The following is a 26979-nucleotide window of genomic DNA, read 5'->3' as shown; positions in this document are numbered from 1 at the left end:
ACGTGGTCGCCGGACCCGGTCGAGGAGACCGTGGCCCTGCAGAACGCGCGCAAGCACGCCCACGCCTCGGAGGGTCTCAGCTCCCAGGACGAGGCCAGCGAACTCGCCGGCAAGCCGTCCGACCCGAAGGCCTGATCCACCGCACGAACACGACGAAGGCCCCCGTGATGTTCACGGGGGCCTTCGTCGTGTCTGTGGCCTTCGGTCACCGGGTCGACTACTGGGCGTCGTCCAGGCCGATGGAGAACGCTGCCTCGTCGTCGCGCTTCGAGTAGCTGCGGAACGCGATGTGCGTGTCGGTGTTCAGCACGCCCGCGACCTTGCTGATCTTGCCGGGCACCAGTGCGGCGAGGTCCTCGTGCTTGCTGACCCGCACCAGCGCGATCAGGTCCACGTCACCGGCGCAGGAGTACACCTCGGTGACTCCGTCGATGTCGGCGATCTCCTGCGCGGCCTCGGGAATGCGTTCGGCGGCGGCCTGGATCAGCACGATGGCGGTGACCACGGCGTCCTCCTCGGGTCTGGGCTCCGGTGTCTCAAGCACCCGTAGTCTGCCCTACCGCCTGATCACCTGCGTGAGGACGTCGCCGCTCACGAGGGCCGAGCCGCGCACGGCCCGCGCGTGTCTCTTTGTCGACTTACTGGCTGATAGATCGGTTGCTGCCACCCGTTCTGACCTGCGCTTACCCTCCTCATGCAAAAAACGTTGGCGGACGTCCGCAAACGTTTCTTGCATGAGGGCTGTGCAACGAGGCGTTCCGGGTCAGTTCCAGCGGTCGTGAATAGGACGGGCGCCCGCGGCTTGTTCGGCCCACGGCACCCACGCCGCGGCGGCGCCGGCGGGAGACGACCACGGCTCGTCCGCGTACACCAGGCGGGTGCCCGGCTGGTCGAGCCAGCGCAGGACGACGGCGGCTTCTTCCGGGGGAGCGCCGCGCAGCGGGCCGGGAGTCGGGATGACCGTCTCCGCCGAGGCGACGAGTGCGTCGACCACCGGCATCGGGCGGGTGCCGCGGCGGGCGACCCCGGCGGAGGCGAGGCGGCCGTAGCGCACGACCGAGAACTCCCAACCGCCTTCGCGGTCGGGTCTGGCGGCCACGAGCTGGGGGAGCGCGGCGAGGGCCGCCAGGCGCTGGGCCCGGTCCAGGGACCGCACCAGGCCCGCCAGGCGGTCGCGCCGGCGGGCGGCCTCCTCGAAGCGTTCGGCCGAGGCCAGGCCGCCGAGCTGGGTGATGAGCGTGCGTAACGGGTCCGCACTCCTGCCCACGACCAGATCGCGCACGGCGACCACGGCGGGGGAGTACTCGTCGACCGTCTGCCGGCCCGCGCAGGGCGCTTTGCAGCGGTCGAGCTCGGCCAGGGCGCACGGGGAGGCGCGTTGGTTCGTGGCCGGGATCTTGATGGTGCACGAGCGCAGCGGCACGGCGTCCAGCAGCGCGTCCGCGACCGACTCGGCTGCCTTCCGGGTGCGGAACGGGCCCAGCGCGCCGTCCCGGGGGACCTTGACCAGCGAGATCCGGGGGAACGGCTCGTCGGTCAGGGTCAGCCACCAGGCGTGGTGGGGGTTCTTCGAGCGCCGGTTGTACGCGGGGCGGTGTGCGCGCAGCAGCCGCAGTTCGCGCACCTCGGCTTCCAGCGGGTGGGAGCACTCCACGGCGTCGACCCGCACGGCGAGGGCGACCATCTCGCGCAGCCTGCGCCTGCCCTCGCTCGCCGTGAAGTACTGGCGGACCCGGCGCCGCAGGTCTGACGCGGTGCCGACGTAGAGGACCTCCTCCTTCGGGCCGCGGAAGAGGTACACGCCGGGCGTGGACGGCAGGTGGGCCGCCAGCGAGCGTTTGCGACGTTGTTCCGGTGTCACCTCGGGCAGGTACGCGAGCAGTTCTTCGAGCGAGTGCACGCCCACGTTCCCGACGCGTTCCAGCAGCGCGTGCAGCACCTCGACGGTGGTGCGGGCGTCGGCCAGCGCCCGGTGCGTCGGCTTGGTCTCCGTGTGGAACAGGTCCGAGAGCGCCGACAGACGGCACGACGGCGCCTCGTCGCGACTCAGCACTCTCCGTGCGAGCTTCACGGTGCACACGACCGACGGCTTCGGCCAGCGGTAGCCGTGCCGTTCGCAGGCGGCCTTCATGAAGCTGACGTCGAAGCCCGAGTTGTGCGCCACCAGGACGGAACCGGCCGCGAACTCCAGGAACGCGGGCAACACCGTCTTCATGGTCGGCGCGCCCGTCACCATCAACTGCGTGATCCCGGTCAGCTGCGCCACCATCGGCGGGATGCCGCGCTGCGGGTCGACGAGCGTGGCGAACTCACCGACGACCTGGCCGCCGCGCACCTTCACCGCGCCGATCTCGGTGACGGCGTCCTCCTCGGCACTGCCGCCCGTGGTCTCCAGGTCGAAGACGACGAACGTCGTGTCGCGCAGGGGCGTCCCGAGCTCGTCGAAGGACAGTTGTCCGGTCACGTGGCTGACGTTAGCGACGGGGTCTGACAATTTTCGGAGCTGATCTTCGGTGGAGCTCTGACCTGCGGCTGCTCCATTGGAGTGGTGATCGGGTGATCTTTTCCAGATCGTTGTTGCCCAGGGCGGACACGTCCGTGCGTTGATCGAGTGCCGGGGCTCTAGCCTGGTGGTGTGCCCGACCCGATGCCCGAGCCCGAGTTCGACCAGCCTGCCGATGAGGCAGGTGAGTCCGCGGATGACTCCACTGTCGAATCCTCTGTGGACTGGTCGGCCCTGCCGGAGCCGTTGCGGGTGCGGCTCGCCGAGCTGGGGGCGGACGCGCTGGGCGAGATGGCGAAGGTCGACGTGCCCCAGCACCTGCGGCCGGTGGCGAAGTTCGCCCCGACCAAACGCGCTCGCCTGGGCGGTTCTCAGGTCGTGGCCGGCCTGCGGGACTCGGCGAACTTCCGCACCGCCGTGGTCGAGTGGCTGCGCAAGAACAGGCCGTCGACGCTCGAGGTGACCTCACCGGACCCGGTGACGGCGGCCGCGGCGGCGGTGCTGACCGGTGACGAAGTCGCGCTGCACTACGTGGAGCTGGTGACGCGCCGGGTGGGCGACGCGACGCTGCGAGCCGAACGGGACGCGGCCGCCGCACGCGCGGAACGGCTGGAGAGCGAGCTGGAACGGTTGCGGTCCGAGCGCTCCCAGCTCGACGGCGCCACCGAACGCGTCCGCGCCGACGCCGAGGTCGAGCTGGAACGGCTGCGCAAGCGGTTGCGAGAGCAGGGCGTGAAGCTGCGCGAGGCCAAGGACGCCGCCGCGGCAGCCGCCGCCGAGGTGCGCAAGATCGAGGAACGCACCGCGGACGAGGTCAAGCGCCTGTCCGCCGAACGCGACCGGGAGCGCGACCGCGCCGAGACCGAACGCGGCAAGGCCCAGCGGGCGATCGCCGACGCCGAGGTGGCACGGCAGTCCGCACGGGAGGCCCGCCAGGCCGACGAGGTGCGGCTCGCGCTGCTCGTGGACACCCTCGACGGTGCCGTGACGGGACTGCGCCGTGAGCTTGCCCTGGGCGAGGGCACCGGGCCGCGTCCCGCCGATCTCGTGCGGGGCGCCAGCGCGTCGCAGGGCGTCGTGGGCCGGGTCGAGGACCCCGCGGCCCTGGACCGGCTGCTGGCGTTGCCCGCGGTGCACCTGGTGGTGGACGGCTACAACGTCACGAAGACCGGTTATCCGGAGCTGTCGCTGTCGGATCAACGCGATCGGCTCGTGCACCAGCTGGCGGTGCTGGCGGCGCGCACGGGCGCCGAGGTGACGCTGGTGTTCGACGGCGCCGGAGTGGTGGCCGTGCCCGCGGCTGCTCCTCGTGGCGTGCGCGTGCTCTTCAGCGACCCCGGTGTCCTGGCCGATGACGTCATTCGCGCACTGGTCACCGCGGAGCCCGAGGGGCGGCCCGTGGTGGTGGTGACGTCGGACCGAGCGGTCGCGGACTCGGTGCGCCGCCGTGGCGCCCACCCGGTGCCGTCCGCCGTGCTGCTGGCCCGTCTCGGGCGCGTTTGATCACCCGGTAGCCTGACGCCGTCGATCTTGGCGGTCTTGTTCTGGCGAGGGGGATCGGCGACCTCATGTCGCGCAACTTCACCCGTGGTTTCCTGGTTCTCCTGCTGCTCCTCCCGGTCGCTCCGGCCGTGTCCTCGGCCGCGCAGCCGGCCGATCCCGCGCGTGCGTACGCGGATCTGACGGCGCAGGCGACGAAGCTCAACGAGGAGGTCCTGCGCGCGCAGGAAGACCTCGTGCAGCGCAAGGCGGAGCTCGGCAGCGCGACGGCGACGGTGGCGGCGGCGCAGCAGATCGAGCGGCAGGCCAAGCGCGACGAGGACGACTACCAGGGCCAGGTCGACCTGATCACCCAGGCGTCGTTCGAGGGGGCGCGGTTCAACCAGCTCTCCGCGCTGCTCGTCGCGGACTCGCAGCAGGACTTCCTGAACCGCCTCGAGATGATGAGGGTGCTCGCCTCCGACAAGGCGGAGTCGCTCGCGCGGCTGTCCGCCGCGGTGGAGAAGGCCCGTCAGGCGCACCAGGTGGCGGAGAGCGCGCGGGCGCGCGCCGCGGAGACCACCGCGGCGGCCGAGAAGCTGAAGAGCGACCTGGACGCGCGCAACCAGGCGTTGCAGGCGCAGATCAACCAGGTGCGGACGGCGCTGACGCGGCTGCCCGCGCCCGTCGTGAGCCGGCTGCGCGACCCCGGCGACCGCTCGCAGGTCAGCGTGCCCTCCGGGGTGGCGGGTCTCGCCCTCGCGTTCGCGCTGGGCCAGCGCGGGGACGACTACCAGTACGGCGCCACCGGCCCTGACCGGTGGGACTGCGCCGGACTGACGATGAAGGCCTACGCGGCCGCGGGCTTCACGATCCCGCGCACCTCGGGCGGGCAGGCCGGGGTCGGGCGCGCGGTGTCGCGCGGAGAGGTCCGCGCGGGCGACCTGATCGTCTACTACTCGAGCAGGTCGCACGTGGCCATGGCCGTCGACAACGCGCGGGCGGTGCACGCCTCCACGGAGGGCCAGCCGGTGAAGATCGCACCGATCGACGCCATCGGGCCCATCGCGGTGATCCGGCGCATCGAGGGATAGCGTTGCGCCGGTGAAGCACCTCCGGACGTTGCTGGCGGTCACCGTCGCCATGACGTTCCTGCTGGGCGTCAGCGTTGCACTACGGCCCGTTGAGTTGCAGCCGGCCGCAACACCCCATTGCAATGAGATGGTGCTGACGGCGGCGTCGGGCACTGTGAGCAGCAGTTCTTGTGATGGTGCGCTGGCGTCGCGGGTGTCGGGGTTGCTGGACTCCTCGGTGCGCGAGGTCGCCGACGTAGTGGACATCAGCTGGGTTCGGCGGGTCGACGTCGTCGTCCCGGCGTCGGAAACCGAGCTCGTGTCGCTCGTCGGGCCCGCGTTCGCGGACATGGCCGGGGTCGCCATCAGGGACGGTTCCGGGCAGCGCGTCGTCATCAACCGGGTGCGCGCGTCGGCGTTGTCGGACGTGGAGCTGAGCGTGCTGCTGCGGCACGAGATCACGCACGTCGCGACGCGCGACCTGACCTCGGACTCGGCCCCGCTGTGGCTGGTCGAGGGGTTCGCGGACTGGGTGGCGTTCCACGGCACGGGGCTGTCGCTCCGTCAGGCCGCACCGCTGCTGAGGTCGGACGTCTCGGCGTTGCCGGTCGACTTCGGCGGCTCGGGGCGTGACCTGGCGTACCAGCAGGCGTACTCGATCATGGTCTACCTGGAGTCGCGGCTCGGGGAGCGCGGTGTCGTGGACTTCTTCCTGCGGTATGCGTCCTCGTCCGCAGTGGACGCTCGTGTCGTCGACGTGGCGGGCTGGCGTGAGTTCCTGAGAACGACCATCGGATAGCGTTGAGTTCGTGCGCCGAACCCTGCTGGTGACCAACGACTTCCCGCCCCGTCCCGGTGGCATCCAGTCCTACCTGCACGCTTTGGCGACACGCCTGCCCGCGGACTCGCTCGTCGTCTACGCGCCGAAGTGGAAGGGCGCGGAGGAGTTCGACGCCGAGCAGCCGTTCCCGGTGGTGCGGCACCCCACGTCGCTGATGCTGCCGACGCCGGACGTCCTCGCCCGCGCGCGTGACATCGCCCGCGCCGAGTCGTGCGAGGCCGCGTGGTTCGGGGCGGCGGCACCGCTGGCGTTGCTGGCGCCGTCACTCGGTCTGAGCCGCGCGGTGGCGTGCACGCACGGGCACGAGGTCGGCTGGTCGATGCTGCCGGTGGCGCGGCAGGCGCTGCGGGCGATCGGGTCCGGAGTGGACGTCGTGACGTACGTCAGCCGCTACACCCGCTCCCGGTTCTCGGCGGCGTTCGGGCCGATGGCGGCGCTGGAGCACCTTCCGTCCGGTGTGGACACCGAGCAGTACCGCCCGGACCCCGCCGCGCGTGCCGAGATGCGTCGCCGGTACGGGCTGGGCGACCGGCCGGTGATCGTGTGCGTGTCGCGCCTGGTGCCGCGCAAGGGCCAGGACGTCCTGATCCGCGCGTTGCCGCTCATCCAGCGCACGGTGCCGGACGCCGCCCTGCTGATCGTCGGCGGCGGGCCGTACCGCAAGACGCTCGACAAGATGGCCGCCGGTTCCCGCGACATCGTGCTGACCGGCTCGGTGCCGTGGGAGGAACTGCCCGCGCACTACAACGCAGGCGACGTCTTCGCGATGCCCTGCCGCACGCGCGGCCGCGGCCTCGACGTCGAAGGCCTCGGCATCGTCTACCTCGAAGCCTCCGCGACCGGGCTGCCCGTCGTGGCCGGACGGTCCGGCGGCGCCCCGGAGACCGTGCGCGACGGCATCACCGGCAACGTCGTCGACGGGCTCGACGTCGAGAACGTCGCCGCGCGGATCGCCTCGCTGCTCGCCGATCCTGAGACGGCGGCCAAGATGGGGCGTGCCGGCCGGGAGTGGGTCAGCGACCACTGGCGCTGGGACCAGCTCGCGCAGCGCCTCGAGAACCTCATCGGCTGACCCGGCTGGGAGAAGTTCGGCAGCCTATACGGTTCGGGCATGAGCCAGCCGATTCCGTTCACCGACACCAACTTCAAGCTCGCCGTCGTCCAGGAGCTGATGTACAACCAGGGCCTCCTGCCGAGGTTCGACCTGCGTGCGCACGCCGCCGAGCAGGGCTTCACCTACGACGCCGGGAGCTTCGAGGCGGTGCCGGAGGCTCTCGCCTACTTCGAGGCGCTCGAGGTCCCCGCCGAGCTCGCGGAGAAGATCACCGAGATCGAGATGGACGGCGGCAACGAGATCTACCTCGAGATCGCGCCCAACTGGGACGGCGAGGACGGGCTATTCGACGTCGACGAGTTCGCCGACCTGCGGCACTTTCCCAACCTGAAGTCGATGACCCTGCTCTACACGGGCAACGAGGAGGCGCTGGAGACGCTGCGTGCCCGCGGGATCGAGGCGGACTGGCTCTGACAGCGTCAGGCGAGTTCGCGGGCCCGGTTCTCCAGAGCGCGCAACCCCAGTTCGGCACTGCGCCGTGCGGCCTGGTCGGCTGCGGAGCGGGAGTCGGCGGGACGGTCGAGATCGCGCAGCACCACGGCCAGGTCGATCAGCGCGCGGACCTCGCCCGAGGCGAAGCCGATCCGCCGGGCCGTCGTCAGGGCCTGCTCGAACAGTTCGGCGGCCGTGTCGAAGTCGGACAGGGCGCGGCGGGTCTCGCCGAGCGTGATCCGCACGGACGTCGCCACCTGCTGGTCGCCCCCGTCGGCCACGAGGGACAGTGCGCGCGACGCCAGGGACAGGGCGGAGTCGGTGTTGCCGGAGGCGAGTTCCAGGGCGGCGAGGTTCTCCAGGGTCTCGGACTCGCCGGCGGGGACGTTGCCGATCTCCAGGGCGCGTTCGAGGTGGGCGCGCGCCTCGTCGAGACGGCCCTGCAGGCGCAGGGCCATGCCGAGGTAGGTGTGGCTGTCGGCGTTCGGCGCCAGGGTCAGCGCCTGCGAGAAGTGCTCGACCGCGCCGTCGATCTCGCCGAGTTCCACGGCGAGCTGGCCGAGGTTGTACAGGCCGGTGCTGACGCTGTCCGCCGGGGCCGAGCGCAGCATCTCCAGGCAGCGGACCAGGGTGTCCTTCGCGGCGACCAGGTCTCCCGAGCGGCGGTGCACGAGGCTGAGGTTGTTCAGCGCGCCCGCCTCGGCGTCCCTGTCGCCCAGGGCCCGGTACAGCTCGATGGCGTGGTCGTGGTGCTCGACGGACCGCGCGTACTCGCCCAGCCGCAGGTAGAGGGTGCCGAGGTTCGCGTGCATCGCGGCCTCGGCAGGGCGGTGCGCGGACTCCTGGGCGGCCTGCAGGCCGTGGTGCGCCGTCGCGAGCCACTCGCCGACGTGCTGGCCGATCCACAGGTAGCCGCGCAGCGCGTCCGCCAGCTGCCAGGCCATCACCACCGGGCCGTGCTCGGCCGCGTGCCGGATGGCGGCGATCAGGTTCGGGCGTTCCGCGTCGAGCCACGCGAGGGCCTCGGCCGACGTCGAGATCCGCGGCGCCGGGCCCGCCGGCGACGACGGCAGCCGCACGATCCCGGGGTAGAGCAGCTCGGCGCAGCGTTCGACGCCGCGCAGGTAGTGGTCGAGCAGCGCCGTCCACGACGCCTGCTGCTCGGACGGACTGTCCGCCTCTTCGCGCAAGGTGGCGGCGTAGCGGACCAGTTCGTCGTGGAAGCGGTAGCGGCCGGGGACCGGCGACACCACCAGCCGCGCGATCGCCAGCACCGTCAGCAGGCCGTCGGCGTCCACGTCGGCCAGCGCGGACGCGGCCTCCGGCGTGAAGTCCGGCCCCGGCACCAGCGACAACAGCCGGAACAACCGCTGCGGCGCGGGCGGCAGCGCGGCGTAGGCCAGCTCGATCGGCGAACCGGAGATCGTCACGCCGTCGCGCCCGGCCAGGTAGGCCGCCGCCACGCGCAACGCCAGCGGCAGGTGCCCGCACCGCGCCGCCAGCTCCGCGTGATCACCCGGCCCGAGCAGCTTCTCCAGCAACGACTCGGACTCCGCCGCCGGGAACACGTCCACCGGCACGGTCCGCGCGCCGTTCATCGCGATCAGCCCGCGCAGGTCGTCCCGCGACGTCACGATCACCCGGCACGACGCCGTCCCCGGCAGCAACGGCCGCACCTGGTCCGGTGCGGAGGCGTTGTCGAGCACCAGCAGCATCCGCCGTCCCGACAGCAACGACCGCAGCATCGTGCTCTGCTCGTCCGCGTCCGGCGGGATCTCGTCCGGCGGCACCCCCAGCGCCCGCAGGAACCGCGACAGCACGTCCACCCCGTCCGCGGGCGCCCCCAGCGCGTACCCGCGCAGGTCGACGTAGAGCCGCCCGTCCGGGAACCGGTCCCGCAGCAGGTGCGCCACGTGCACCGCCAGCGTCGTCTTGCCCACCCCTGGCTGCCCCGCGAGCGTCACGATCGGCACCGACCCGCCGGAGATCAGCCCGGAGACCCGCTCCACGTGCCAGGACCGCCCGGTGAAGTCCGCGATGTCGTCCGGCAGCCGCATCGGCGACGGCGGCGCGCGTTCCGGCTCCCGCGCCACCACCGGCGCCGCCAGCTCGGGCGCACCCATCAGGATCGCCTGGTGCAACGACCGCAGCTCCTCCGACGGGTCGATGCCCAGCTGCTCGTCCAGCGCCCGGTCGAGCTGCCGGAACGCCTCCAGCGCCTCCGCCTGCCTGCTGCAGCGGTACAGCGCGAGCATGAGCTGCGCCCAGAACCGCTCCCGCAACGGGTGGTCCCGCGTCAGCCCGAACAGCTCCGGCACCAGGTCCGCGTGGTTGCCCAGCGCGAGCTCCACGTCGATCCGCTGCTCGTGCACCCTCATCAGCAGCTCGGTCAGCCGCGGCGCGTGCTCGGAGTACAACGTCTCCGACGGCACGTCCGACAGCACCGGCCCGCGCCACAACTCCAAGGCCTCCGCGAACGCCTTCCGGGCCGTGACCAGGTCGGATGACGACGAGGCCGCACGTCCGCGAGCCGCCGCGTCAGCGAAGCGATGCGCGTCCACGGCCAGCGGGTCCACCCGCATCCGGTAACCGTCCGCGGCCGTCTGGATCAACGACGGATCACCCAGAGCCGCCCGGAGCCGCATCACGTACGTCTGCAACGTCCCACGCGTGCGCGCAGGCGGTGTGTCCCCCCACACGTGCTCGACGAGTTCCGTCACGGGAACGACGCGGTTCGGCCGCAGCAGCAACGCCGCCAGCAACGCCCGGTGCTTGCCCGCCCGCAACACGACGGCGGAGCCTTCCAGGCGTACTTCCAACGGGCCGAGCAGCCGGAACTGCGGACCCGAAGCCATTGCCAACCCCTCGCGCGAGCCAGATCTACCCCGTCTGGCCCACACCCTATTAGCGCGCTGTCGCCGGGTGACATCGGCGCGTCAGCGATACGTCAGCGCCGTACGGCAATCTTCTCCACGTCCCGGTCGGGGGGCCGGGGCAACACACTTCTCGGGTTCCGCGGAAAGTTCGCGGATCACGATCGCTGGGGGTCGAAAGGCCCAGGAGCACTCTCTGGCTCCTGGGCCTTTCGCGCATTCGACCTGCTGTTACTTCGCGTAGATCGCGTCGATGTCGGACGAGAAGGTCGTCGCCACGACGGAGCGCTTCAGCTTCAGCGACGGCGTCATCTCGCCGCCCGCCTCGGTGAAGTCGACCGGCAGCACCCGGAACTTGCGGATCGCCTCGGCCTTGGACACCGACTTGTTCGCGTCGTCCACCACGGCCTGGATCTCGGCCAGCAGGTCCGCGTCCTCGATCAGGTCGGGGACCTCGGCCGACGCCGGCTTGCCGTGCGACTCCTTCCACGCCGGGAAGAACTCCGGGTCGATCGTGATCAGCGCGCCGATGAACGGCTGCTTGTCACCGACGACCATGCACTGCGAGATCAGCGGGTGCGCCCGGATCCGGTCCTCGAGCTGCGCGGGGGAGACGTTCTTGCCACCGGCGGTGACGATGATCTCCTTCTTGCGGCCCGTGATCTTCAGGAACCCGTCGCCGTCGAGCTCGCCGATGTCACCGGTGTGGAACCAGCCGTCCTCCAAGGCCTCCTTGGTGGCGGCCTCGTTGTTCCAGTAGCCGGTGAACACGATGTCGCCCTTGATGAGGATCTCGCCGTCCTCGGCGATCTTCACCGACGTGCCGGGCACCGGCAGGCCGACCGTGCCGACCTTCTCCTGGCCGCGGAACGTCACGCACGCCGCCGCCGACGTCTCGGTCAGGCCGTAGCCCTCGTAGACCGGGATGCCCGCGCCGCGGAAGAAGTGCGACAGCCGTGCACCCAGCGGAGCGCCACCGGAGACCGCCGCGATCGCGCGACCACCCAGGGCGGCGCGCAGCTTCGTGAACACCAGCTTGTCGAACACGGCGTGCTTGATCCGCAGGCCGAGGCCCGGACCGCCGTTGTCGAGCGCGGTGCTGTACGCGACCGAGGTGGCCTCGGCGGCGTCGAAGATCTTGCCCTTGCCGCCGGCGTGCGCCTTCTGCTTCGCGCCGTTGTAGACCTTCTCGAACACGCGCGGCACCGCGACGACGAACGTCGGGCGGAACTGGCCCAGGTCGGAGACGAGGTCCTTCACGTCGGCCGTGTGGCCGATGGTGACCCGCGAGTACACGCAGGCCACGGCCAGGGCACGCGCCAGGATGTGCGCCAGCGGCAGGAACAGCAGCAGCGAGTTGCCGGCCGTGAGGATCTCCGGGAACCGCGACAGCGCCGACCGCACCTCGGCCAGCAGGTTGCGGTGCGTCAGCGTGCAGCCCTTGGGACGGCCGGTGGTGCCGGACGTGTAGACCAGCGTCGCCGTGTGCTCCGCCTTCACCTGCCCGCGGCGCTCGTGCACCTGCTCGTCGGTGATCTCGGCACCGAGCGCGGTCAGTTCGTCGACCGCGGCGGCCGCTCCGTCGATCTGCCACACGTGGCGCAGCTCGGGGAGCTTGCCGACGACGTCGTCGACCATCGCCCGGTGCGAGGACGCTTCGACGAACACCGCCGTCGCGCCCGAGTCGGACAGGATCCACTCGATCTGGTCCGTCGACGACGTCTCGTAGATGGGCACCACGACGCCGCCCGCCGCCCAGATGGCGAAGTCGAGCAACGACCACTCGTAGCGGGTCTTGGAGACCAAGCCGACCCGGTCGCCGAGCTCCAGCCCGGCTGCGACCATGCCCTTCGCAACTGCCATGACCTGCGCGGCGAAGTCACGCGCGGTGATGTCGACCCAGGTGCCGTCGATCTGCCTGCGGAAGCTGACGGCGTTGCCGAAGCGCTCCGCGTTGGCCCACACCATGTCGGTGAGGTTTTCCTCCGGAGCCACTGCGGCCGTGGCGGGGACGCTGAACTCGCGCACGTCAACCTCCGTACGGTGAAATGTTACTGGTGGGGAAACCTAGCGTGTGATTCCGGCGATACAAAGGCTGGTACGCCCTTCCGTTACCTTTTGTCCTCATGGCCAGCGTGGACGTCGTCGACGAGACTTTCCTCGCGGTACCACCCGGAGTGGTCGCCGCAGCCTTCATCTCGCCCTCCTCGTGGAGGGAGTTCTGGCCTGATCTGGAGCTCGCCGTCTACGCCGACAGGGGCGATGAGGGCCTGCGCTGGACGGTCGGAGGCGCGCTCGTCGGCACCATGGAGATCTGGCTCGAGCCCATGCTCGACGGCACCGTGCTGCACTACTTCCTCCGCGCTGATCCGCCCTCGGGGTCCCTCACGCCGCGCAACGCCCGCCGTGAGGTGCAGCGGCGCCAGCTCGACGCGAAGTCGGTCTCGCTGGGGCTCAAGCTGACCCTGGAGGACGGTCGTCCGGCCGGCTGCCCGCCGCACGGGTGATCTTGCTTGACGCGCGTCTCGCAGAACACCTCCATGCGGCGTCAACTAAGTTGGAACCGTGCGGGTTCACGTGGTTTCCGATGTGCACGGCAACGCGGAGGCGCTCGCGCGCGCCGGTGACGGTGCGGACGCCCTCGTCGTGCTCGGCGACCTGATCGACTTCGTCGACTACCACGACCATTCCAAGGGGATCCTCGGCCGCGTCTTCGGCGCCGAGAAGGTCGGGGTCTTCGCCGAGCTGCGACGCGGCACCAGGCGCGCGGACACGGCGAGCTACATCCGATCGCTGTGGGACGGTCTCGCCGACGCCCGTTCCGTGGTCGAGGAAGCGGTGCTGGAGCAGTACCACGCGTTGTTCAGCGCCATGTCCGCGCCGACGTACGCGACACCGGGCAATGTGGACAGTCCGCACCTGTGGCCGCAGTTCGCCGGAGCAGGCGTGCACGTCCTCGACGGTGAGGCCGCGGAGATCGGCGGGCTCAGGTTCGGCTTCGCCGGCGGCGGGCTGATGGTGCCCGGGCTGGCCCGCAACCCCGACGCGCCGTGGTTCCCGTACCTGCGCACGGAGGAGGACATGGCGTCGGCGCTCGACCGGATGGGGCAGGTCGACGTGCTGTGCACGCACATCCCGCCCCTCGTCCCGGAGCTGACCTACGACGTCGTCGCGCGCCGCCCCGAGTGGGGTTCACGGGCCGCGCTGGAGAAGATCCAGCGCGAACGGCCGCGCTGGTCGGTGTTCGGCCACGTGCACCAGCCGCTGGCCCGGCGCGTGCGCGTGGGCTACACCGAGTGCGTCAACGTCGGGCACTTCCAGCGCAGCGGCAAGCCTCACGTCCTGAATTGGTAGCCACGCGAGTAACCTCCACGTCTATGGCCGACCAGTCCACTCAGTCCATCGTCATCGACGCTCCGCCTGAGAAGATCATGGCGATCATCGCGGACTTCCCGTCGTACCCGGACTGGGCGAACGGGATGAAGGAAGTCGAGGTCCTCGACGCCCGCGACGACGGCCGTGCCGAGCAGGTGCGGTTCGCGATCGACCAGGGTCCCGTGAAGGACGAGTACACCCTGAAGTACGACTGGGCCGCCGACGGTCTGTCGGTGAAGTGGGAACTCGTCAAGGGCACCATGCAGAAGGCGCAGCAGGGCAGCTACGTGCTCGCGCCGTCCGGTACCGGCACCAAGGTCACCTACACGCTGTCGGTGCAGCTGGTGATCCCGATGATCGGGCTGTTCCGCCGCAAGGCCGAGAAGATGATCCTCGACACCGCTCTCAAGGAACTCAAGAAGCGCGCGGAGAAGGCGGCTTGAGCCGGGTCCTGCTCTTCACCGGCAAGGGCGGGGTCGGCAAGACGACGCTGTCGGCCGCGACGGCCGCCTCGCTGGCCGCGCACGGCCGCAAGGCGCTCGTGGTCTCCACCGATCCCGCGCACTCGCTGGGCGACGCGCTCGACGTGCGTCTCGGCGCCGAACCGTCCGAAGTGGACGGCGCGGCCGGTCTGTTCGCCTGCCAGATCGACCCGCGCGGCCTCGTCGACGAGGCGTGGGGCGACCTGCGCGGGCACCTGCGGACCGTGCTGGCGGGCGCCGGTGTCGACGAGCTCGACGCCGAGGAGCTGACCGTGCTGCCGGGCGTCGAGGAACTCCTCGCGCTGGCGGAGGTGCGGCGGCTCGCCGCGTCCGGGCCGTGGGAGGTCGTGGTCGTCGACTGCGGGCCGACCGCGGAGACGTTGCGGCTGCTGTCGCTGCCCGAGGCGTTCGCGGGCTACCTCGAACGGCTCTTCCCCACCCACCGGCGCGTGGTGCGCGGGCTCCTCGCGGGCGTCGCGGGCACCGGGTCCGTCGAGAAGTGGGACGCGACGGCCGACGCGCTGAGCCGCCTCGCCGAGCGGCTGGACGCGCTGCGCTCGATGCTCGCGGACTCGTCGTCGTGCTCGGTGCGGCTCGTGCTGACGCCCGAACGCGTCGTCGCCGCCGAGACCCGCCGCACGCTGACCGCGTTGGCGCTGCAGGGAATCCGGGTCGACAGCGTGATCGCGAACCGGCTGGTGCCCTCGCCGGGGGCCGCGCGCGGTGCCGCCGCCTCCTGGCTGCGCACCCGCCGGCACGAGCAGGACGCCGTGCTGGCCGAACTGACCGGGATCGGCGAGATCCGCACGGTCGACCACCGCGCGTCGGAGCCCGTGGGCGTGCCGGCGCTGCTGGAGGTCGCCGAGCAGCTCTACGGCGACTCGGACCCGCTGCCCGGTGCCGCGGTGTCGGAGTCGTTGCTGGAGGTGTCGGGCAGCGGACGCGGACTCGACGCCCGGTACTCGCTGCGAATCGCGTTGCCGCTGTCCGACGACACGGAGCTGGACCTCGCGCGCGTGAGCGACGACCTGGCGCTGACCGTCGACGGCCGGCGCCGGCTCGTGGCGCTGCCGTCGCTGTTGCGGCGCTGCATCGTCACCGGTGCGGAGATGGATTCGGGTGGCGTGACGGTGGGATTCCGGCCGGACCCGTCCCTGTGGCGCTGATCAGGAGCAGGTAGATGACCCAGGACAACACCGGCAAGCTCGCCGAGGAGCTGCGGCTGCTCATCGACACGGCCGCCGAGCGCATGCAGCCGTGGCTGCAGCGCGTCTCCGAGGCCGGCGACGGCACGCACACGCCCGAGACGTGCGGCTGGTGCCCGTTGTGCAACGGCGTGGCGCTGCTGCGCGGCGACCGCTCCGAACTGGCCGCCAAGGCCGCCGAACACGCGGCGGGCCTCGTCGCCGTGCTGCGGGCAGCCCTGCGCGAGCCCGGCACCGCGCAGCCGTCACCGCCCGCCGGGGACGAACCGGCTCCCGACGCCGGGCAGCGCGTGCAGCACATCAAGGTCGTCAGGAAGTCGGACTAGTGCTCACCGTCGGAGTGGACATCGGCGGCACCAGCGTGCGCGCCGGTGTCGTGGACCCGCGCGGCTCGGTCCTGGACACCTCACGCGCCCCCACGCCCGCAGGCGAACGCGCCCTCGAAGACGCGATCGTCGCCGCCGTGGAGGAGGTGGCGACCCGCCACGCCGTGAGCGCCGTCGGTCTCGCCGTGGCGGGCTTCATCGCCTCAGACCGCCGCACGGTCCGTTTCGCGCCCCACCTGGCGTGGCGGCAGGCGGACGTGGCCGACCGCATGAGCGACCGCCTGGGCATGCCGGTAGTGCTGGAACACGACGCGAACGCCGCCGCCCTGGCCGAACACCGCTTCGGCGCGGCCAGGGGCGCCAAGATCGCCGTTCTCGTCGCCATCGGCACGGGCATCGGCGCGGCGCTGCTGCTCGACGGCGAGGTCTTCCGCGGCGCGTACGGCGTGGCCCCCGAACTGGGCCACCTGCGCGTCGTCCCGGACGGCCGCCCCTGCCCGTGCGGTAAGAACGGCTGCTGGGAGCGCTACTGCAGCGGCACGGCCCTGAGCGCGACGGCCGTGGAACTGCTCGCCAAGCACCCCGGCGTCTCGACCGTGCTGGCCCGCGAGGCGGCGGGCGACTCGCGCGCGGTGACCGGCCGCCGGGTGGCCGGAGCGGCCCGCGACGGCGACCCGCTGGCCAAGCGCGCGATGGCGGACCTGGCCCGCTGGCTCGGCGAGGGCCTGGCGCTGGTCGCCGACGTCTACGACCCCGAGGTGATCGTCATCGGGGGAGGCGTGTCGACCTCGGCACCGCTGTTCCTCGACGACGCCCGCGAGCGCTACTCCGCCGTGGTGACGGGAGCCGGCCACCGGCCGCTGGCCCGGATCCGCACCGCCCAGCTCGGCGACGACGCGGGCATCGTGGGCGCGGCGACCCTGGCCCGCGAGATGGCGGGCCAGATGGCCTCACGGACGTCCAAGAACCATTCTCGCCGCGTCTAGTTCTTGAGCGGGTCGTTGCCCCAGTTCATCAGCGAGTGACGCCAGCGGCTGTCCTCGACGTCGCCGGAGGGCCGCTGGGCGAGGTGGCGGTGCACGTAACCGACGACCTTGCGCATGTGCTGGTAGTCGCTGTCGGTCAGGTCGTCGCGCTTCGTCTTGAGCAGCGTGACGATTCGGCGGCCTGACGCGTGCCCGGTCGACTCCCCGGACGACTTGTCGCCGACCTCCTTGGACTCGTCGGTGCCGAGCCACTTCTCCAACTCCGCCGCGGTCATGTTGACCGCCTCGCCGAAGTCCTTCCGGATCTGCTCCTGGTCGTCGCTCACGGGTGTCCTCCTCCTGGACGGATTGACTCGTCCGGTCGGGGTACCCGGCGGGCATGACGAAGCACCCCTACAAGCCGGGCGACGAGGTCGAGTGGTCGAGCCACGGCTCGAAGACCCACGGCGAAGTGAAGGAAGAGATCACCACGGAGAAGGAGGCGGCGGGGCGCAAGGTGAAGGCCTCGAAGGAGGAGCCCCAGTACCGCGTGGAGAGCGCGAAGAGCGGCAGGGACGCGGTCCACAAGCCGGAAGCGCTGAAGAAGAAGAAATGAGTGTTCGCGGCGAGCTCGTCGGGGTTGTTCGCTCGCCGCGAACACTCGGTCTGAGGGACTAGCGGCCGAGCAGGCGCAGGATGCGCGGACGACGGCGCTTGGCCGCGTCCTTCTTGCTCAGGGTCGCCATGGCACGGGCCATCATCAGGTGCTGCATCTGGTCCATGGCGCACACGGTAGGCATGACCGAATCGTTATCTGAAGGTTTGAGTGGCCGTTATCACGTCGTTACCGACGAAGTCGTGACGTGTCACACCTGCGCGCCGTCGTCCCATCCCGAGTCCGGCGGAGGGGAGTTGCGCATGCGCAGGATCAGCCAGCCGACGCCCGCGCACAGCGCCACCAGCGACAGCGGCGTGCCGATCCGCGACTGCAGCCCGAAGATGCCGGGCGCGACCAGCAGCAGGATGCCCAGCACGAACAGTCCGAGGGCCGCGAGGGTCGAGGCGCGCAGCACCGGGAACGGTGGAGGCTCCGGCGGGACGTAGTGGTCCTCGTCGGCCGGATCACGGCGTTCGGGCTCGTCGGCGGGGTCCGGTGCCGGATCCTCCGCCACGACCGTGCGTGGCCCGGGCTCGTCGTGCCCGGTCTCCGTGTTCTTCTCCGGGCTCACCTCGTCGAGGTCGAGCCAGTCCTTGCCGACCCCGTCCCGTTCGAGACCCGCGACGATCTCGGCAAAGAGCTCGTCGACGTTCTCCGGTCCGTCGGTCGAGTCGCGCCGGGCGTTCATCCAGAGCCTCTCCACAAAGCCGCAACCCTCTGACCCCACATCGTTGCACGGCCGCGATGTGTTGCGGGTTACGGCAGTCGGCTCAGTCACGTTCTCGGGAACGTTCCCGGTGCGTCCCGGTCGCGTGTATCCGGCACGGCCGTGACGCACTAACCCGGGACTCGTTGTGTGAGGTGCGGTCGGCTCCGTAGGCTGATTGTCGGGATCAAGGTCCGCGGGGTCTTAAGGGAGGCGCTTCCCAAGGTGCTGTACTGGTTGATGAAGCACGTCCTCCTGGGACCGGTTCTGCGGCTGTTCTTCCAGCCGAAGATCATCGAGGGCGCCGAGAACATCCCGAAGGACGGCGGAGCCATTCTGGCGAGCAACCACCTCGCCGTCTCCGACTCGTTCTTCCTGCCGCTGATGCTGTCGCGGCGCGTCACTTTCCCGGCGAAGATCGAGTACTTCACCGGCACGGGACTCAAGGGCAGGCTGCAGAAGTGGTTCTTCACCGGCGTCGGCCAGGTGCCGATCGACCGGTCCAGCGCGTCCGCCGCGCAGGGGGCGCTCGACACCGGTGTCCGGATCGTGCGCGAGGGCAAGCTGCTCGGCATCTACCCCGAGGGCACGCGTTCGCCCGACGCCCGTCTCTACAAGGGCAAGGTCGGCGTCGCGTGGATCGCGCTGGAGTCCGGTGCGCCGGTCATCCCCGTGGCGATGTTCGGCACGGACAAGGCGAACCCCATCGGCTCCAGGATGTGGAAGCCGCACCCGATCCGCATCAAGATCGGCAAGCCGCTCGACTTCTCCCGCTACGAGGGCCTGTCCGGCGACAGGTTCGTGCTGCGGTCGATCACCGACGAGATCATGTACGCGTTGATGGAGCTCTCCGGTCAGGAGTACGTCGACGTCTACGCGTCGAAGGCCAAGGAGCTGCCCGCCGCCGCGTCGGAACAGGGCGGGAAGGGCGACCGGGTGCCCGAGAAGAAGGCGAGCTGACCGCACCCCTAGGGTGTCGCGGTGCGGTTTTTCTACGACTGTGAGTTCATCGAGGACGGGCTGACGATCGACCTCGTGTCGATCGGTGTGGTCGACGAGGAAGGCCGCGAGTTCTACGCCGTGTCCACCGAGTTCGACCCCGATCGCGCGGGGCCGTGGGTGCGGCAGAACGTCCTCAACCAGCTGCCCTCGCCCGCGGACAAGGCGTGGCGCAGCCGCGAGCGCATCCGCGAGGATCTGCTCGACTTCCTCGGCGCCCGCAACGCGGCGCGTGACGAGATCGAACTGTGGGCCTGGTTCGCCGCCTACGACCACGTGGCGCTGGCGCAGCTGTGGGGTGCGATGCCGGCGTTGCCGCGCTCGCTGCCCCGGTTCACCCGTGACCTGCGGCAACGCTGGGACGACGTCGGCCGCCCCAAGCTGCCGGCCCCTCCGGTGGACGCGCACGACGCTCTCGCCGACGCGCGGCACAACCTCGCGCGCTGGAAGGTGATCGAGGAACAGCGGCTCAAAATCGGGTTTCCCGTCCGGTAAGTGAGACCCGCGTTGCTGCACCGATACAGCTCGTGACAGTCTGCGTGACACAGAACACGAGAGATGGGGAAGCAGATGCGCATCGGTGTGCTCACTGGCGGTGGTGACTGCCCCGGTCTGAACGCCGTGATCCGGGCCGTGGTCCGCAAGGGCATCAAGGCACACGGCTGGGAGATCGTCGGGTTCCGCAACGGGTGGCAGGGCCCGATCGAGAACCTCACCAAGTCGATCGACCTCGCGGACGTCGAGGAGATCCTCACCCGCGGTGGCACGATCCTGGGCTCGTCGCGCACGAACCCCTACAAGGTCGAGGGCGGTGTCGACGCCATCCGCGAGACCATCGCGGAGAACCAGGTCGACGCCATCATCGCGATCGGCGGCGAGGACACCCTCGGTGTCGCCAAGCGCCTCACCGATGACGGCATCGGCGTCGTCGGCGTGCCGAAGACGATCGACAACGACCTCGGCGCCACGGACTACACGTTCGGCTTCGACACGGCCGTCCACATCGCGACCGAGGCCATCGACCGCCTGCGCACCACGGCCGAGTCGCACCACCGTGCGCTCGTCGTCGAGGTCATGGGCCGGCACGCGGGCTGGATCGCGCTGCACTCCGGTCTCGCCGGTGGCGCGAACGTCATCCTCGTCCCGGAGCGCCCGTTCAGCGTCGACAAGGTCGTCGAGCACGTCGAGCGCCGCTTCGAGAGCGAGTTCGCCCCGATCATCGTCGTCGCCGAGGGTGCGATCCCCGAGGGCGGCGCCGAGGTGCTGCACTCCGGTGAGCGCGACGCCTTCGGTCACGTCCGCCTCGGTGGCGTCGGCCAGTGGCTCGCGGAGGAGATCGCGGACCGCACCGGCAAGGAGTCCCGCGCGGCCGTCCTCGGCCACATCCAGCGCGGTGGCACGCCGACCGCCTACGACCGCGTCCTCGCGACCCGCTTCGGCCTGCACGCCGTCGACGCCGTCGCCGCCGGTGACTTCGGCACCATGGTCGCGCTGCGCGGCACGGACATCGTCCGCGTGAAGCTGTCGGAGGCGACGGCCGAGCTCAAGACGGTTCCGACCGAGCGCTACGAAGAGGCCGAGGTCTTCTTCGGCGCCTGATCTGGCCTCTGACCTGGCCTGATCCGGCGATATCGGCTATCCGACACACCGCCTGTGCAAAAGACGTTTGCGGACGACCGCAAACGTCTTTTGCATTGGAGCGGAAAGTCCCGCTCGCTGGGACTCGCGCTGTGACCCGGCTCTCGCTGACTGCGATGGTGAATCCACCATCCGTTGAGCAGTTGAGGGAGACCTGATGAGCCACGCGAGAGTCGTCCTGCCAGAGCCGGACGCCGACGAGACAGGGCCCTACACGCACCTCGGGTTCGCGACGGCCAAAGCCGGTTGCGAGGACCAGGTCGAGGCGCTGATCCTCGGCCTCGTGGAGCCGTTGCGCGCCGAAGAGGGCTCGATCGAGTTCCACGTCCACCGCGACCGCGCCGACCGGTCGCAGTTCGTCATCTACGAGATGTTCCGGTCGAAGCAGGACCTCGAGAAGCACCTCGCCGAGCCGTACGTCCAGGAGTTCGTCCGCGCGATCGGGCCGTTGGTGCGGGGACCGCTGGTCCAGCAGTTCCTGCGCATGTCCAGCGACCTGCCGGCGGTGAGGTGAACCGTGGGCCTGCTGATCTTCGCCGTCGTCGCGCTGCTCTTCCCCGGCCGGCGCCGGCCGCGATGCGCGCCGCGATGTTGTGCTGCTGGACCGCGTACGCCTCGGCGTCACCGACGAGATCCCGGACGGGCGCACAGGTGACCTTCTCGCGCGCCGCTTTCGCCAGGCGCTCCGCTGCGGTTCGGACTTCACTCATGCCGCCCATCGTGGCGGTGCCCGCGGCGATCCGGTGACTGCGGAGTTCCGCTGACGGGAACTCGGTGGCACGATCGAGTGATGACCGAGGTGCCGAACACCCTGCTGGGCAAGGTGATGTCGGTGCTGACCGCGTTCGGAGCCGACGACGACGAGCTCGGCTTCGCGGAACTGGGCCGGCGCACCGGCCTCCCGAAGGCGACCCTGCACCGCCTCCTCGGCGACCTGGCCGAGGTCCGCCTGCTCGACCGCGGCGCACGCGGCTACCGCCTGGGCGGCCACCTGTTCCAGCTGGGCATCCGCGCGTCGGTCGAACGCCGCCTGGTCGAGGTGTCCACGCCGTACCTGGAAGACCTCTACGAACGCACCCACGAGACCGTCCACCTGGGACTCCTGGAAGGCAACGAGGTCGTCCACGCCGCCAAGATCGGCGGCCACCGCCAGGCGTCCTCACCGTCGCGCCTCGGCGGTCGGATGCCCCTGCACTCCACCGCGATCGGCAAGGCCCTGCTCGCCCACTCCCCGCCGTCCCTGCGCACCGGGGTCCTGTCCGCCCCGCTGGCCCGCCTGACCCTGCGCACGGTCGTCACGCCCGGCATGCTCCGCCGTCAGCTGGCCACGATCCGGCAGACGGGCGTGGCCTACGAGTTCGAGGAGTCCAGGGTCGGCCTCGCCTGCGTCGCGTCGCCGGTGCTCGGCCACGACGGTGCCGTGGTGGCCGCGGTCAGCGTCGCCGGGCCGACCACCCGGTTCGACCCCCGTGCGCACGCGGCCTCGGTGCACGCGGCGGCGACGGGCATCGCGCTGACCCTGATCCGGCGCGCCACGCTGTCGTCCGGCACCTGACATCCGACACATCGCTGCCCGACCTTGCGCATAAGACGTTTGCGGACGTCCGCAAACGTTCTTTGCGCAAGGGGTGTATGCGCAGGTCAGAAAGCTTTGGCATCAAGGTAGGCGCCGAACGTCCCGAGCCAGTGGTCGGCCATGTAGCCGTGCCCGCCGAACACGTACGTCCACCCGGCTTCGCGATGCGCCGACGACGCCGCGCGGGCCAGCGAGGTGTACCGGTGCCCATCCGGCAGTGCCTCCGCGATCGCCTCCCAGTTCCACGCGCGCGACAACGCGAGCCCGGCGAGGTGCGAGCCGTAGGGGTCGCTGGGGTCGTCGACAGGGAAGGGCTCGCGCAGCACGCGCCACCGCTCCGACTCCAGCTCCGGCAGGTAGGCGTCGAGCCATCCGGCGAACTCCGCTGTGTCCAGGGCGCGCCGCATCAGGTCGGCCGTCGTCAGCGCGGGGGAGAGGAAGTCGGCGGCGTCCGGTTCGAAACCGCCGTACCCGGCTTCGTCGCGGTGCCACCGCAGTGCCGCGGCGGCGCACGCGGAGGCCAGTTCGGTGTCGCCGGTCGCCTGGGCTGCGTCGAACACGAGGCCGGTCGCGAACGCGGTGTTGCTGTGGGTGCCGGTGCGGATCGGCAGCCGTGCCGCCGAGACCCACTCCAGCCACCGGTCGCGCAGCACCTCCGCGATCGGTGCCACCGACCACGGCAGTCCGGAGGTGCGCAGTTCGGCGTCGAGCAGCAGCAGCCACGCCCAGCCGTACGGCCGCTCCCAGTGCCGCCCGGCCGGGGAGGCGAAGAACGCGGCCTCGGTGGCGCAGTTGTCCGGGGTGATCAGCTTGTCGAGGGCGTTGCGGGCCGTGTCCGCTCCTGCGAGAGAGGGACGCAGCCGCAGCAGGCGCACGGCGAGCCACGTCTGGTGCACGCACGAGTGCCAGTCGAACGACCCGGCGAACACGGGGTGCAGCACCCGCTGCGGCACGAGCCGGTCGTCGCCGTCGATGACGTGCGTCCAGTGGACCGGGTGGTCGCGCTGGATGTTGTCGACCGCGATGCCCAGCAGCCGGGTCGCGGTGCTGTCATCCAAACGGGTGGCGTTCATGGCCACATCATGCAATGCGACGTCTCAACTGGGCAGAGGGCGGTAGTTGACAAGTAACAGACTTCACCCCGCCGGACGTGACGGCCGCCGCACCGGATGACGCCCAGGCCGGCACCCCTGCGAGCGCTGACAGGCCCGGCCCGGTCTCTCAGTGTGGGACAACTAGGATGAGCAGCGTGAACTGGACCGTGGACGTGCCCATCGACACGCTTCCCGAGCTTCCGCCGCTGCCTCCCGAGATGCGCAAGCGCCTGGACGACGCACTGTCGCGCCCGGCTGCCCAGCAGCCCGAATGGCCCGACGCCGAACAGGTGCGTCGCGTGCGGACCGTGCTCGAGAGCGTGCCGCCGATCACCGTGCCCGCCGAGATCGACCGGCTGCACACGCAACTGGCGCAGGTCGCGAACGGTGAGGCATTTCTCCTGCAGGGCGGTGACTGCGCGGAGACGTTCGCTGACAACACCGAGCCGCACATCCGCGCGAACATCCGGACCCTGCTGCAGATGGCTGTCGTGCTGACCTACGGCGCGAGCCTTCCGGTGGTGAAGGTCGGCCGCATCGCCGGCCAGTACGCCAAGCCGCGTTCGTCGGGCATCGACGCGCTCGGTCTGCCGTCCTACCGCGGCGACATCATCAACTCCCTGGTCGCGACGCCCGAGGCTCGTGTCGCCGACCCCGGCCGCATGATCCGCGCGTACGCGAACGCCGGCGCGGCCATGAACCTGCTGCGGGCGCTCACCGGCGCGGGTCTCGCCGACCTGCACCGCGTGCACGACTGGAACCGCGACTTCGTGCGCACCTCGCCCGCGGGCGAGCGCTACGAGGCCCTGGCCGGCGAGATCGACCGCGGCCTGAAGTTCATGTCGGCGTGCGGCGTGAACGACCAGTCGCTGCACGGCACGGAGATCTTCGCCTCGCACGAGGCGCTGCTCCTCGACTACGAGCGCGCGCTGCTCCGCCTCGACACGACGGGCGACGAGCCCAAGCTGTACGACCTGTCGTCGCACTTCGTGTGGATCGGTGAGCGCACCCGTCAGCTCGACGGCGCGCACATCGCGTTCGCCGAGATGCTGGCGAACCCGATCGGTCTCAAGATCGGCCCGACGACGACGCCGGAGATGGCCGTCGAGTACGTCGAGCGCCTCGACCCGCACAACAAGCCGGGCCGCCTGACGCTCATCTCGCGCATGGGCAACCAGAAGGTGCGCGACGTGCTCCCCGCCATCATCGAGAAGGTCGAGGCCAGCGGCCACAAGGTCATCTGGCAGTGCGACCCGATGCACGGCAACACGCACGAGTCGTCGACCGGCTACAAGACCCGGCACTTCGACCGCATCGTCGACGAGGTCCAGGGCTTCTTCGAGGTGCACCGCCGCCTCGGCACGCACCCCGGCGGCATCCACATCGAGCTCACGGGTGAGGATGTCACCGAGTGCCTCGGTGGCGCCCAGGAGATCTCCGACGACGACCTCGCCGGCCGCTACGAGACGGCGTGCGACCCGCGCCTGAACACGCAGCAGTCGCTCGAGCTCGCGTTCCTCGTCGCCGAGATGCTGCGGTCCTGACGGTTTCCTGAAGACGAGCTGAAGAACGAAGGGCCCCGCGTCGAGAACGCGGGGCCCTTCGCTTTGCCCGTGTCAGAGGCCGACGATCGTGATCTCGGTTCCTCGCTTCACCCGCGTGCGCGGCGGGATCGACTGGTTCACCACGGTCGCGTTGTTGCTCTTGTTGAACTCGACCTTCACCTTCAGGCCGGCTCGTTCGAGCTCCTCCTTGGCCTCCCGCACCTTCTGCCGGGTGACGTCGGGGACCTCGATCTCCTGGTTGTTCTGGTAGAAGAGCGTGACGCGCTTGTTCTGCGTCGGGTCCAGCACCGTGCCCGCGGGCGGATCCGTCCGCACCACACGTGACCCGTTGTTCTCCGGCGCGTCCTCGCCACCCGCGTCGACCGCCTCCAGACCGGCGCGCTGCAGCTCAGCGGTCGCCTCGTCCTTCGTCTTGCCCGTCACGTTCGGCACGGGCAAGCGTGGCGGCGGGCCCTTGCTCAGGATGAGGGTCACGGGCGCGTCGAGGTTGAGCGCCGTTCCGGGACGCGGGTCGACGCCCACGACCTTGCCGATCGGCACGGTGTCGTGGAACGCGTCCTTCGCGGGGTCCTTGGCCGTCTTCAACCCCGCGGCCTGGATCTCCTTGGTCGCGGCCTCCTGCTCGGCACCGGCGGTGATGAACGGCACCACGGGCCTGCCGCGCGACACGACGAGCTTCACCTGCTCGTTCTTGCGCAGCTCGGCTCCAGGTCCGGGGTCGGAGCTGATGACCGTGCCGTTGGGGACGTCGTTGGACGGCACCTTCTCGACCAGCCCGGTGAGGTCGGCCTTCGAGAGCAGCAGCATCGCGTTCTGCTCGGACTGCCCGGCCACCGACGGCATCTCCGTGTAGCGGTTCGCGCTGACGTACCAGAAGAACAGCCCGACGAGGACCACCACGACGGCGGCCACGGAACCCCAGATCGTGAAGAGCTTCTTGCGCCGCTTGCGCTCCGCCTCGACCGGGTCGACCTTCGGCTTGCGCTTCTGCGGGGGACGGCGGCGCGGCGGCTCCGGCCGCTGCATCGTGCGCGTAGCCGAGTTGCCGAGGGGAATGCCGGGAGGCGGCGTCGGAGGAGGCCCGGTGCTGACTGTCGTCATCGCCGCCGAGTTCAGGGGCGGCTTCGGCACCACCGGCCTGGTCAGCTCGGCGGCCGAGGGGGGAGTGGCGCCGACCGCGACGGGGACCGGCCGCATGATGACGGTCCTGTCGTTCTCGGGCGCCGAACCGGGCACGGGCACCGGCTGCGGTGTGAGGCCCAGCTCCGAGCCCACGCGCTCCAGTTCGGCCAGGAACGCGTCGGCGTTCGGGGGCCGCAGCACCGGGTCGCGCCGCGTCGCCTTGCGCACCAGCGTGTCGAGCGCCAGCGGGATCTCCGGAACCGACGGGACGTCCGAGTTCACGTGCTGGTAGGCCACCGAGATGGGCGTCTCGCCGCGGTAGGGCGCCTGACCGGCCAGCATCTCGTAGAGCACGATCCCGGCCGAGTAGACGTCACTGCGCGCGTTCGCCGAACCAGATTCCACCTGTTCAGGTGAAAGATAGGCGACGGTGCCCAGTATCTCGCTGTCGCTCGTGACGCCGTTCTCGGCGATCGCACGGGCCAGTCCGAAGTCGGCCACCTTCACCTGGCCACCAGGTCCGATCAGCACGTTCTCCGGCTTCACGTCCCGGTGCACGAGCCCGGCGCGGTGTGCGGCGCCCAACGCCGACAGCACCGGCCCGAGGATGCTCAACGCCACGGCGGGAACGAGCTTGCCGCGCTGGTTGAGCAGGTCACGGAGGTTGCCGCCGTCGACCAGCTCCATCACCAGGTACACCTGGTCACCGTCGACGCCCTGGTCGTGCACGGACACCACTGCCGGGTGGTGCAACTGGGCCGCCGCGCGTGCCTCGCGCTCGAAGCGCGCGACGAACGCCGGGTCCGCCGTCAGGTGCGGATCCATCACCTTGATGGCCACATCGCGATCGAGGCGGGTGTCGCGACCTCGATAGACGGTGGACATGCCACCGCGCGCAAGCACGGAGTCCACCCGGTAGCGCTGCTCCAGCAGTCCACCCATCACGTTCGAAA

Annotated in this window: 26 protein-coding genes; 18 read left to right on the top strand and 8 right to left on the bottom strand. The window is 70.6% G+C overall.

Annotated elements, in window-relative coordinates; genetic code table 11:
- Positions 1 to 217: 217 nt before the first annotated feature.
- Both DFR72_RS43035 and DFR72_RS43030 read right to left on the bottom strand, forming a co-directional pair.
- The gene (locus tag DFR72_RS43035; RefSeq protein WP_030465012.1) at positions 218 to 505 is read right to left on the bottom strand and encodes an Lrp/AsnC family transcriptional regulator; all 288 of its coding nucleotides are present in this window, start codon (positions 503 to 505) and stop codon (positions 218 to 220) included.
- A gap of 258 nt (positions 506 to 763) precedes the next feature.
- Entirely contained in the window at positions 764 to 2464 is a 1701-nt protein-coding gene (locus DFR72_RS43030) for a DEDD exonuclease domain-containing protein (protein WP_090073159.1), read from the bottom strand.
- Positions 2465 to 2647: 183 nt separating this feature from the next.
- Between DFR72_RS43030 and DFR72_RS43025 the strand changes: the two genes are divergently transcribed.
- The 5 genes from DFR72_RS43025 (at position 2648) to DFR72_RS43005 (ending at position 7424) form a co-directional block, all read left to right on the top strand.
- On the top strand, positions 2648 to 4006 hold the full coding sequence (locus DFR72_RS43025) for an NYN domain-containing protein (RefSeq protein ID WP_090073445.1): 1359 nt from the start codon (positions 2648 to 2650) through the stop codon (positions 4004 to 4006).
- Positions 4007 to 4071: 65 nt separating this feature from the next.
- On the top strand, positions 4072 to 5076 hold the full coding sequence (locus DFR72_RS43020; protein WP_090073161.1) for a C40 family peptidase: 1005 nt from the start codon (positions 4072 to 4074) through the stop codon (positions 5074 to 5076).
- A 10-nt stretch (positions 5077 to 5086) separates the two neighbouring features.
- Positions 5087 to 5854 (top strand): hypothetical protein, encoded by a 768-nt coding sequence (locus tag DFR72_RS43015; protein ID WP_143087001.1) that lies wholly within the window; start codon positions 5087 to 5089, stop codon positions 5852 to 5854.
- 10 nt (positions 5855 to 5864) lie between these two features.
- Complete coding sequence (locus DFR72_RS43010; RefSeq protein WP_090073164.1) at positions 5865 to 6968, top strand: glycosyltransferase family 4 protein; 1104 nt, start codon at positions 5865 to 5867, stop codon at positions 6966 to 6968.
- A gap of 39 nt (positions 6969 to 7007) precedes the next feature.
- A complete protein-coding gene (locus DFR72_RS43005; protein WP_090073165.1) occupies positions 7008 to 7424 on the top strand; it encodes a DUF6892 domain-containing protein in 417 nt (138 codons plus the stop codon).
- 5 nt (positions 7425 to 7429) lie between these two features.
- Here DFR72_RS43005 and DFR72_RS43000 read toward each other — a convergent pair whose 3' ends face one another.
- Together DFR72_RS43000 and DFR72_RS42995 are read right to left on the bottom strand one after the other, a co-directional pair.
- Positions 7430 to 10297, bottom strand: a complete 2868-nt coding sequence (locus tag DFR72_RS43000; RefSeq protein WP_090073167.1) for an AfsR/SARP family transcriptional regulator — start codon at positions 10295 to 10297, stop codon at positions 7430 to 7432.
- Positions 10298 to 10546: 249 nt separating this feature from the next.
- Positions 10547 to 12343 (bottom strand): AMP-dependent synthetase/ligase, encoded by a 1797-nt coding sequence (locus tag DFR72_RS42995; protein WP_090073169.1) that lies wholly within the window; start codon positions 12341 to 12343, stop codon positions 10547 to 10549.
- A gap of 98 nt (positions 12344 to 12441) precedes the next feature.
- Here DFR72_RS42995 and DFR72_RS42990 point away from each other — a divergent pair, with 98 nt between their 5' ends.
- From DFR72_RS42990 to DFR72_RS42965, 6 genes are read left to right on the top strand one after another with little or no spacing between them, the layout of a single operon-like run.
- Positions 12442 to 12822, top strand: a complete 381-nt coding sequence (locus DFR72_RS42990; protein WP_090073171.1) for a polyketide cyclase / dehydrase and lipid transport — start codon at positions 12442 to 12444, stop codon at positions 12820 to 12822.
- Between the two features lie 58 nt (positions 12823 to 12880).
- Positions 12881 to 13669, top strand: coding sequence for a metallophosphoesterase family protein (locus DFR72_RS42985; protein ID WP_090073173.1), 789 nt, complete (start codon positions 12881 to 12883; stop codon positions 13667 to 13669).
- 23 nt (positions 13670 to 13692) lie between these two features.
- On the top strand, positions 13693 to 14133 hold the full coding sequence (locus tag DFR72_RS42980) for an SRPBCC family protein (RefSeq protein ID WP_090073175.1): 441 nt from the start codon (positions 13693 to 13695) through the stop codon (positions 14131 to 14133).
- Positions 14130 to 15338 carry an ArsA family ATPase gene (locus DFR72_RS42975; RefSeq protein ID WP_090073177.1) on the top strand — a complete coding sequence of 403 codons (1209 nt, stop codon included), beginning with the start codon at positions 14130 to 14132 and terminating at the stop codon, positions 15336 to 15338. The genes DFR72_RS42980 and DFR72_RS42975 overlap by 4 nt, the downstream gene beginning before the upstream one ends.
- A 14-nt stretch (positions 15339 to 15352) precedes the next feature.
- Complete coding sequence (locus DFR72_RS42970; protein WP_090073179.1) at positions 15353 to 15703, top strand: hypothetical protein; 351 nt, start codon at positions 15353 to 15355, stop codon at positions 15701 to 15703.
- A 14-nt stretch (positions 15704 to 15717) separates the two neighbouring features.
- Positions 15718 to 16689: an ROK family glucokinase gene (locus DFR72_RS42965; RefSeq protein ID WP_090073447.1), complete on the top strand. Its 972-nt coding sequence runs from the start codon at positions 15718 to 15720 to the stop codon at positions 16687 to 16689.
- Here the strand turns inward: DFR72_RS42965 and DFR72_RS42960 are convergent.
- Complete coding sequence (locus DFR72_RS42960; protein WP_090073181.1) at positions 16686 to 17015, bottom strand: DUF3140 domain-containing protein; 330 nt, start codon at positions 17013 to 17015, stop codon at positions 16686 to 16688. The genes DFR72_RS42965 and DFR72_RS42960 overlap by 4 nt on opposite strands.
- Positions 17016 to 17068: 53 nt before the next feature.
- Between DFR72_RS42960 and DFR72_RS42955 the strand changes: the two genes are divergently transcribed.
- On the top strand, positions 17069 to 17284 hold the full coding sequence (locus tag DFR72_RS42955) for a hypervirulence associated TUDOR domain-containing protein (protein WP_090073183.1): 216 nt from the start codon (positions 17069 to 17071) through the stop codon (positions 17282 to 17284).
- 250 nt (positions 17285 to 17534) lie between these two features.
- On the opposite strand, the gene DFR72_RS42950 is transcribed toward DFR72_RS42955, so the two are convergent.
- Positions 17535 to 18029: a hypothetical protein gene (locus tag DFR72_RS42950; protein WP_245983954.1), complete on the bottom strand. Its 495-nt coding sequence runs from the start codon at positions 18027 to 18029 to the stop codon at positions 17535 to 17537.
- A 228-nt stretch (positions 18030 to 18257) separates the two neighbouring features.
- On the opposite strand from DFR72_RS42950, the gene DFR72_RS42945 reads away from it, so the two are divergent.
- From DFR72_RS42945 to DFR72_RS42925, 5 genes are all read left to right on the top strand, one after another.
- Positions 18258 to 18992 carry a lysophospholipid acyltransferase family protein gene (locus tag DFR72_RS42945; protein ID WP_090073185.1) on the top strand — a complete coding sequence of 245 codons (735 nt, stop codon included), beginning with the start codon at positions 18258 to 18260 and terminating at the stop codon, positions 18990 to 18992.
- A 21-nt stretch (positions 18993 to 19013) separates the two neighbouring features.
- The gene (locus tag DFR72_RS42940; RefSeq protein WP_090073187.1) at positions 19014 to 19526 is read left to right on the top strand and encodes a polyadenylate-specific 3'-exoribonuclease AS; all 513 of its coding nucleotides are present in this window, start codon (positions 19014 to 19016) and stop codon (positions 19524 to 19526) included.
- Positions 19527 to 19601: 75 nt separating this feature from the next.
- A complete protein-coding gene (locus DFR72_RS42935) occupies positions 19602 to 20630 on the top strand; it encodes a 6-phosphofructokinase (RefSeq protein ID WP_090073451.1) in 1029 nt (342 codons plus the stop codon).
- Positions 20631 to 20826: 196 nt separating this feature from the next.
- On the top strand, positions 20827 to 21183 hold the full coding sequence (locus tag DFR72_RS42930; RefSeq protein ID WP_090073190.1) for a putative quinol monooxygenase: 357 nt from the start codon (positions 20827 to 20829) through the stop codon (positions 21181 to 21183).
- Positions 21184 to 21459: 276 nt separating this feature from the next.
- Positions 21460 to 22224, top strand: coding sequence for an IclR family transcriptional regulator (locus DFR72_RS42925; RefSeq protein WP_090073193.1), 765 nt, complete (start codon positions 21460 to 21462; stop codon positions 22222 to 22224).
- 86 nt (positions 22225 to 22310) lie between these two features.
- Here DFR72_RS42925 and DFR72_RS42920 read toward each other — a convergent pair whose 3' ends face one another.
- Positions 22311 to 23318 carry a DUF2891 domain-containing protein gene (locus DFR72_RS42920; RefSeq protein WP_090073194.1) on the bottom strand — a complete coding sequence of 336 codons (1008 nt, stop codon included), beginning with the start codon at positions 23316 to 23318 and terminating at the stop codon, positions 22311 to 22313.
- 176 nt (positions 23319 to 23494) lie between these two features.
- Here DFR72_RS42920 and DFR72_RS42915 point away from each other — a divergent pair, with 176 nt between their 5' ends.
- A complete protein-coding gene (locus tag DFR72_RS42915; protein ID WP_090006472.1) occupies positions 23495 to 24883 on the top strand; it encodes a class II 3-deoxy-7-phosphoheptulonate synthase in 1389 nt (462 codons plus the stop codon).
- Positions 24884 to 24955: 72 nt separating this feature from the next.
- On the opposite strand, the gene pknB is transcribed toward DFR72_RS42915, so the two are convergent.
- Positions 24956 to 26968 (bottom strand): Stk1 family PASTA domain-containing Ser/Thr kinase, encoded by a 2013-nt coding sequence (gene pknB, locus DFR72_RS42910; protein WP_425459950.1) that lies wholly within the window; start codon positions 26966 to 26968, stop codon positions 24956 to 24958.
- Positions 26969 to 26979: the final 11 nt, after the last annotated feature.

The organism is Lentzea flaviverrucosa, from assembly GCF_003350445.1.
Taxonomy (GTDB): Bacteria; Actinomycetota; Actinomycetes; order Mycobacteriales; family Pseudonocardiaceae; genus Lentzea; species Lentzea californiensis.
Note: the sequence above shows the minus strand (reverse complement) of the source record. Positions and strands in the feature narration are given on the sequence as shown.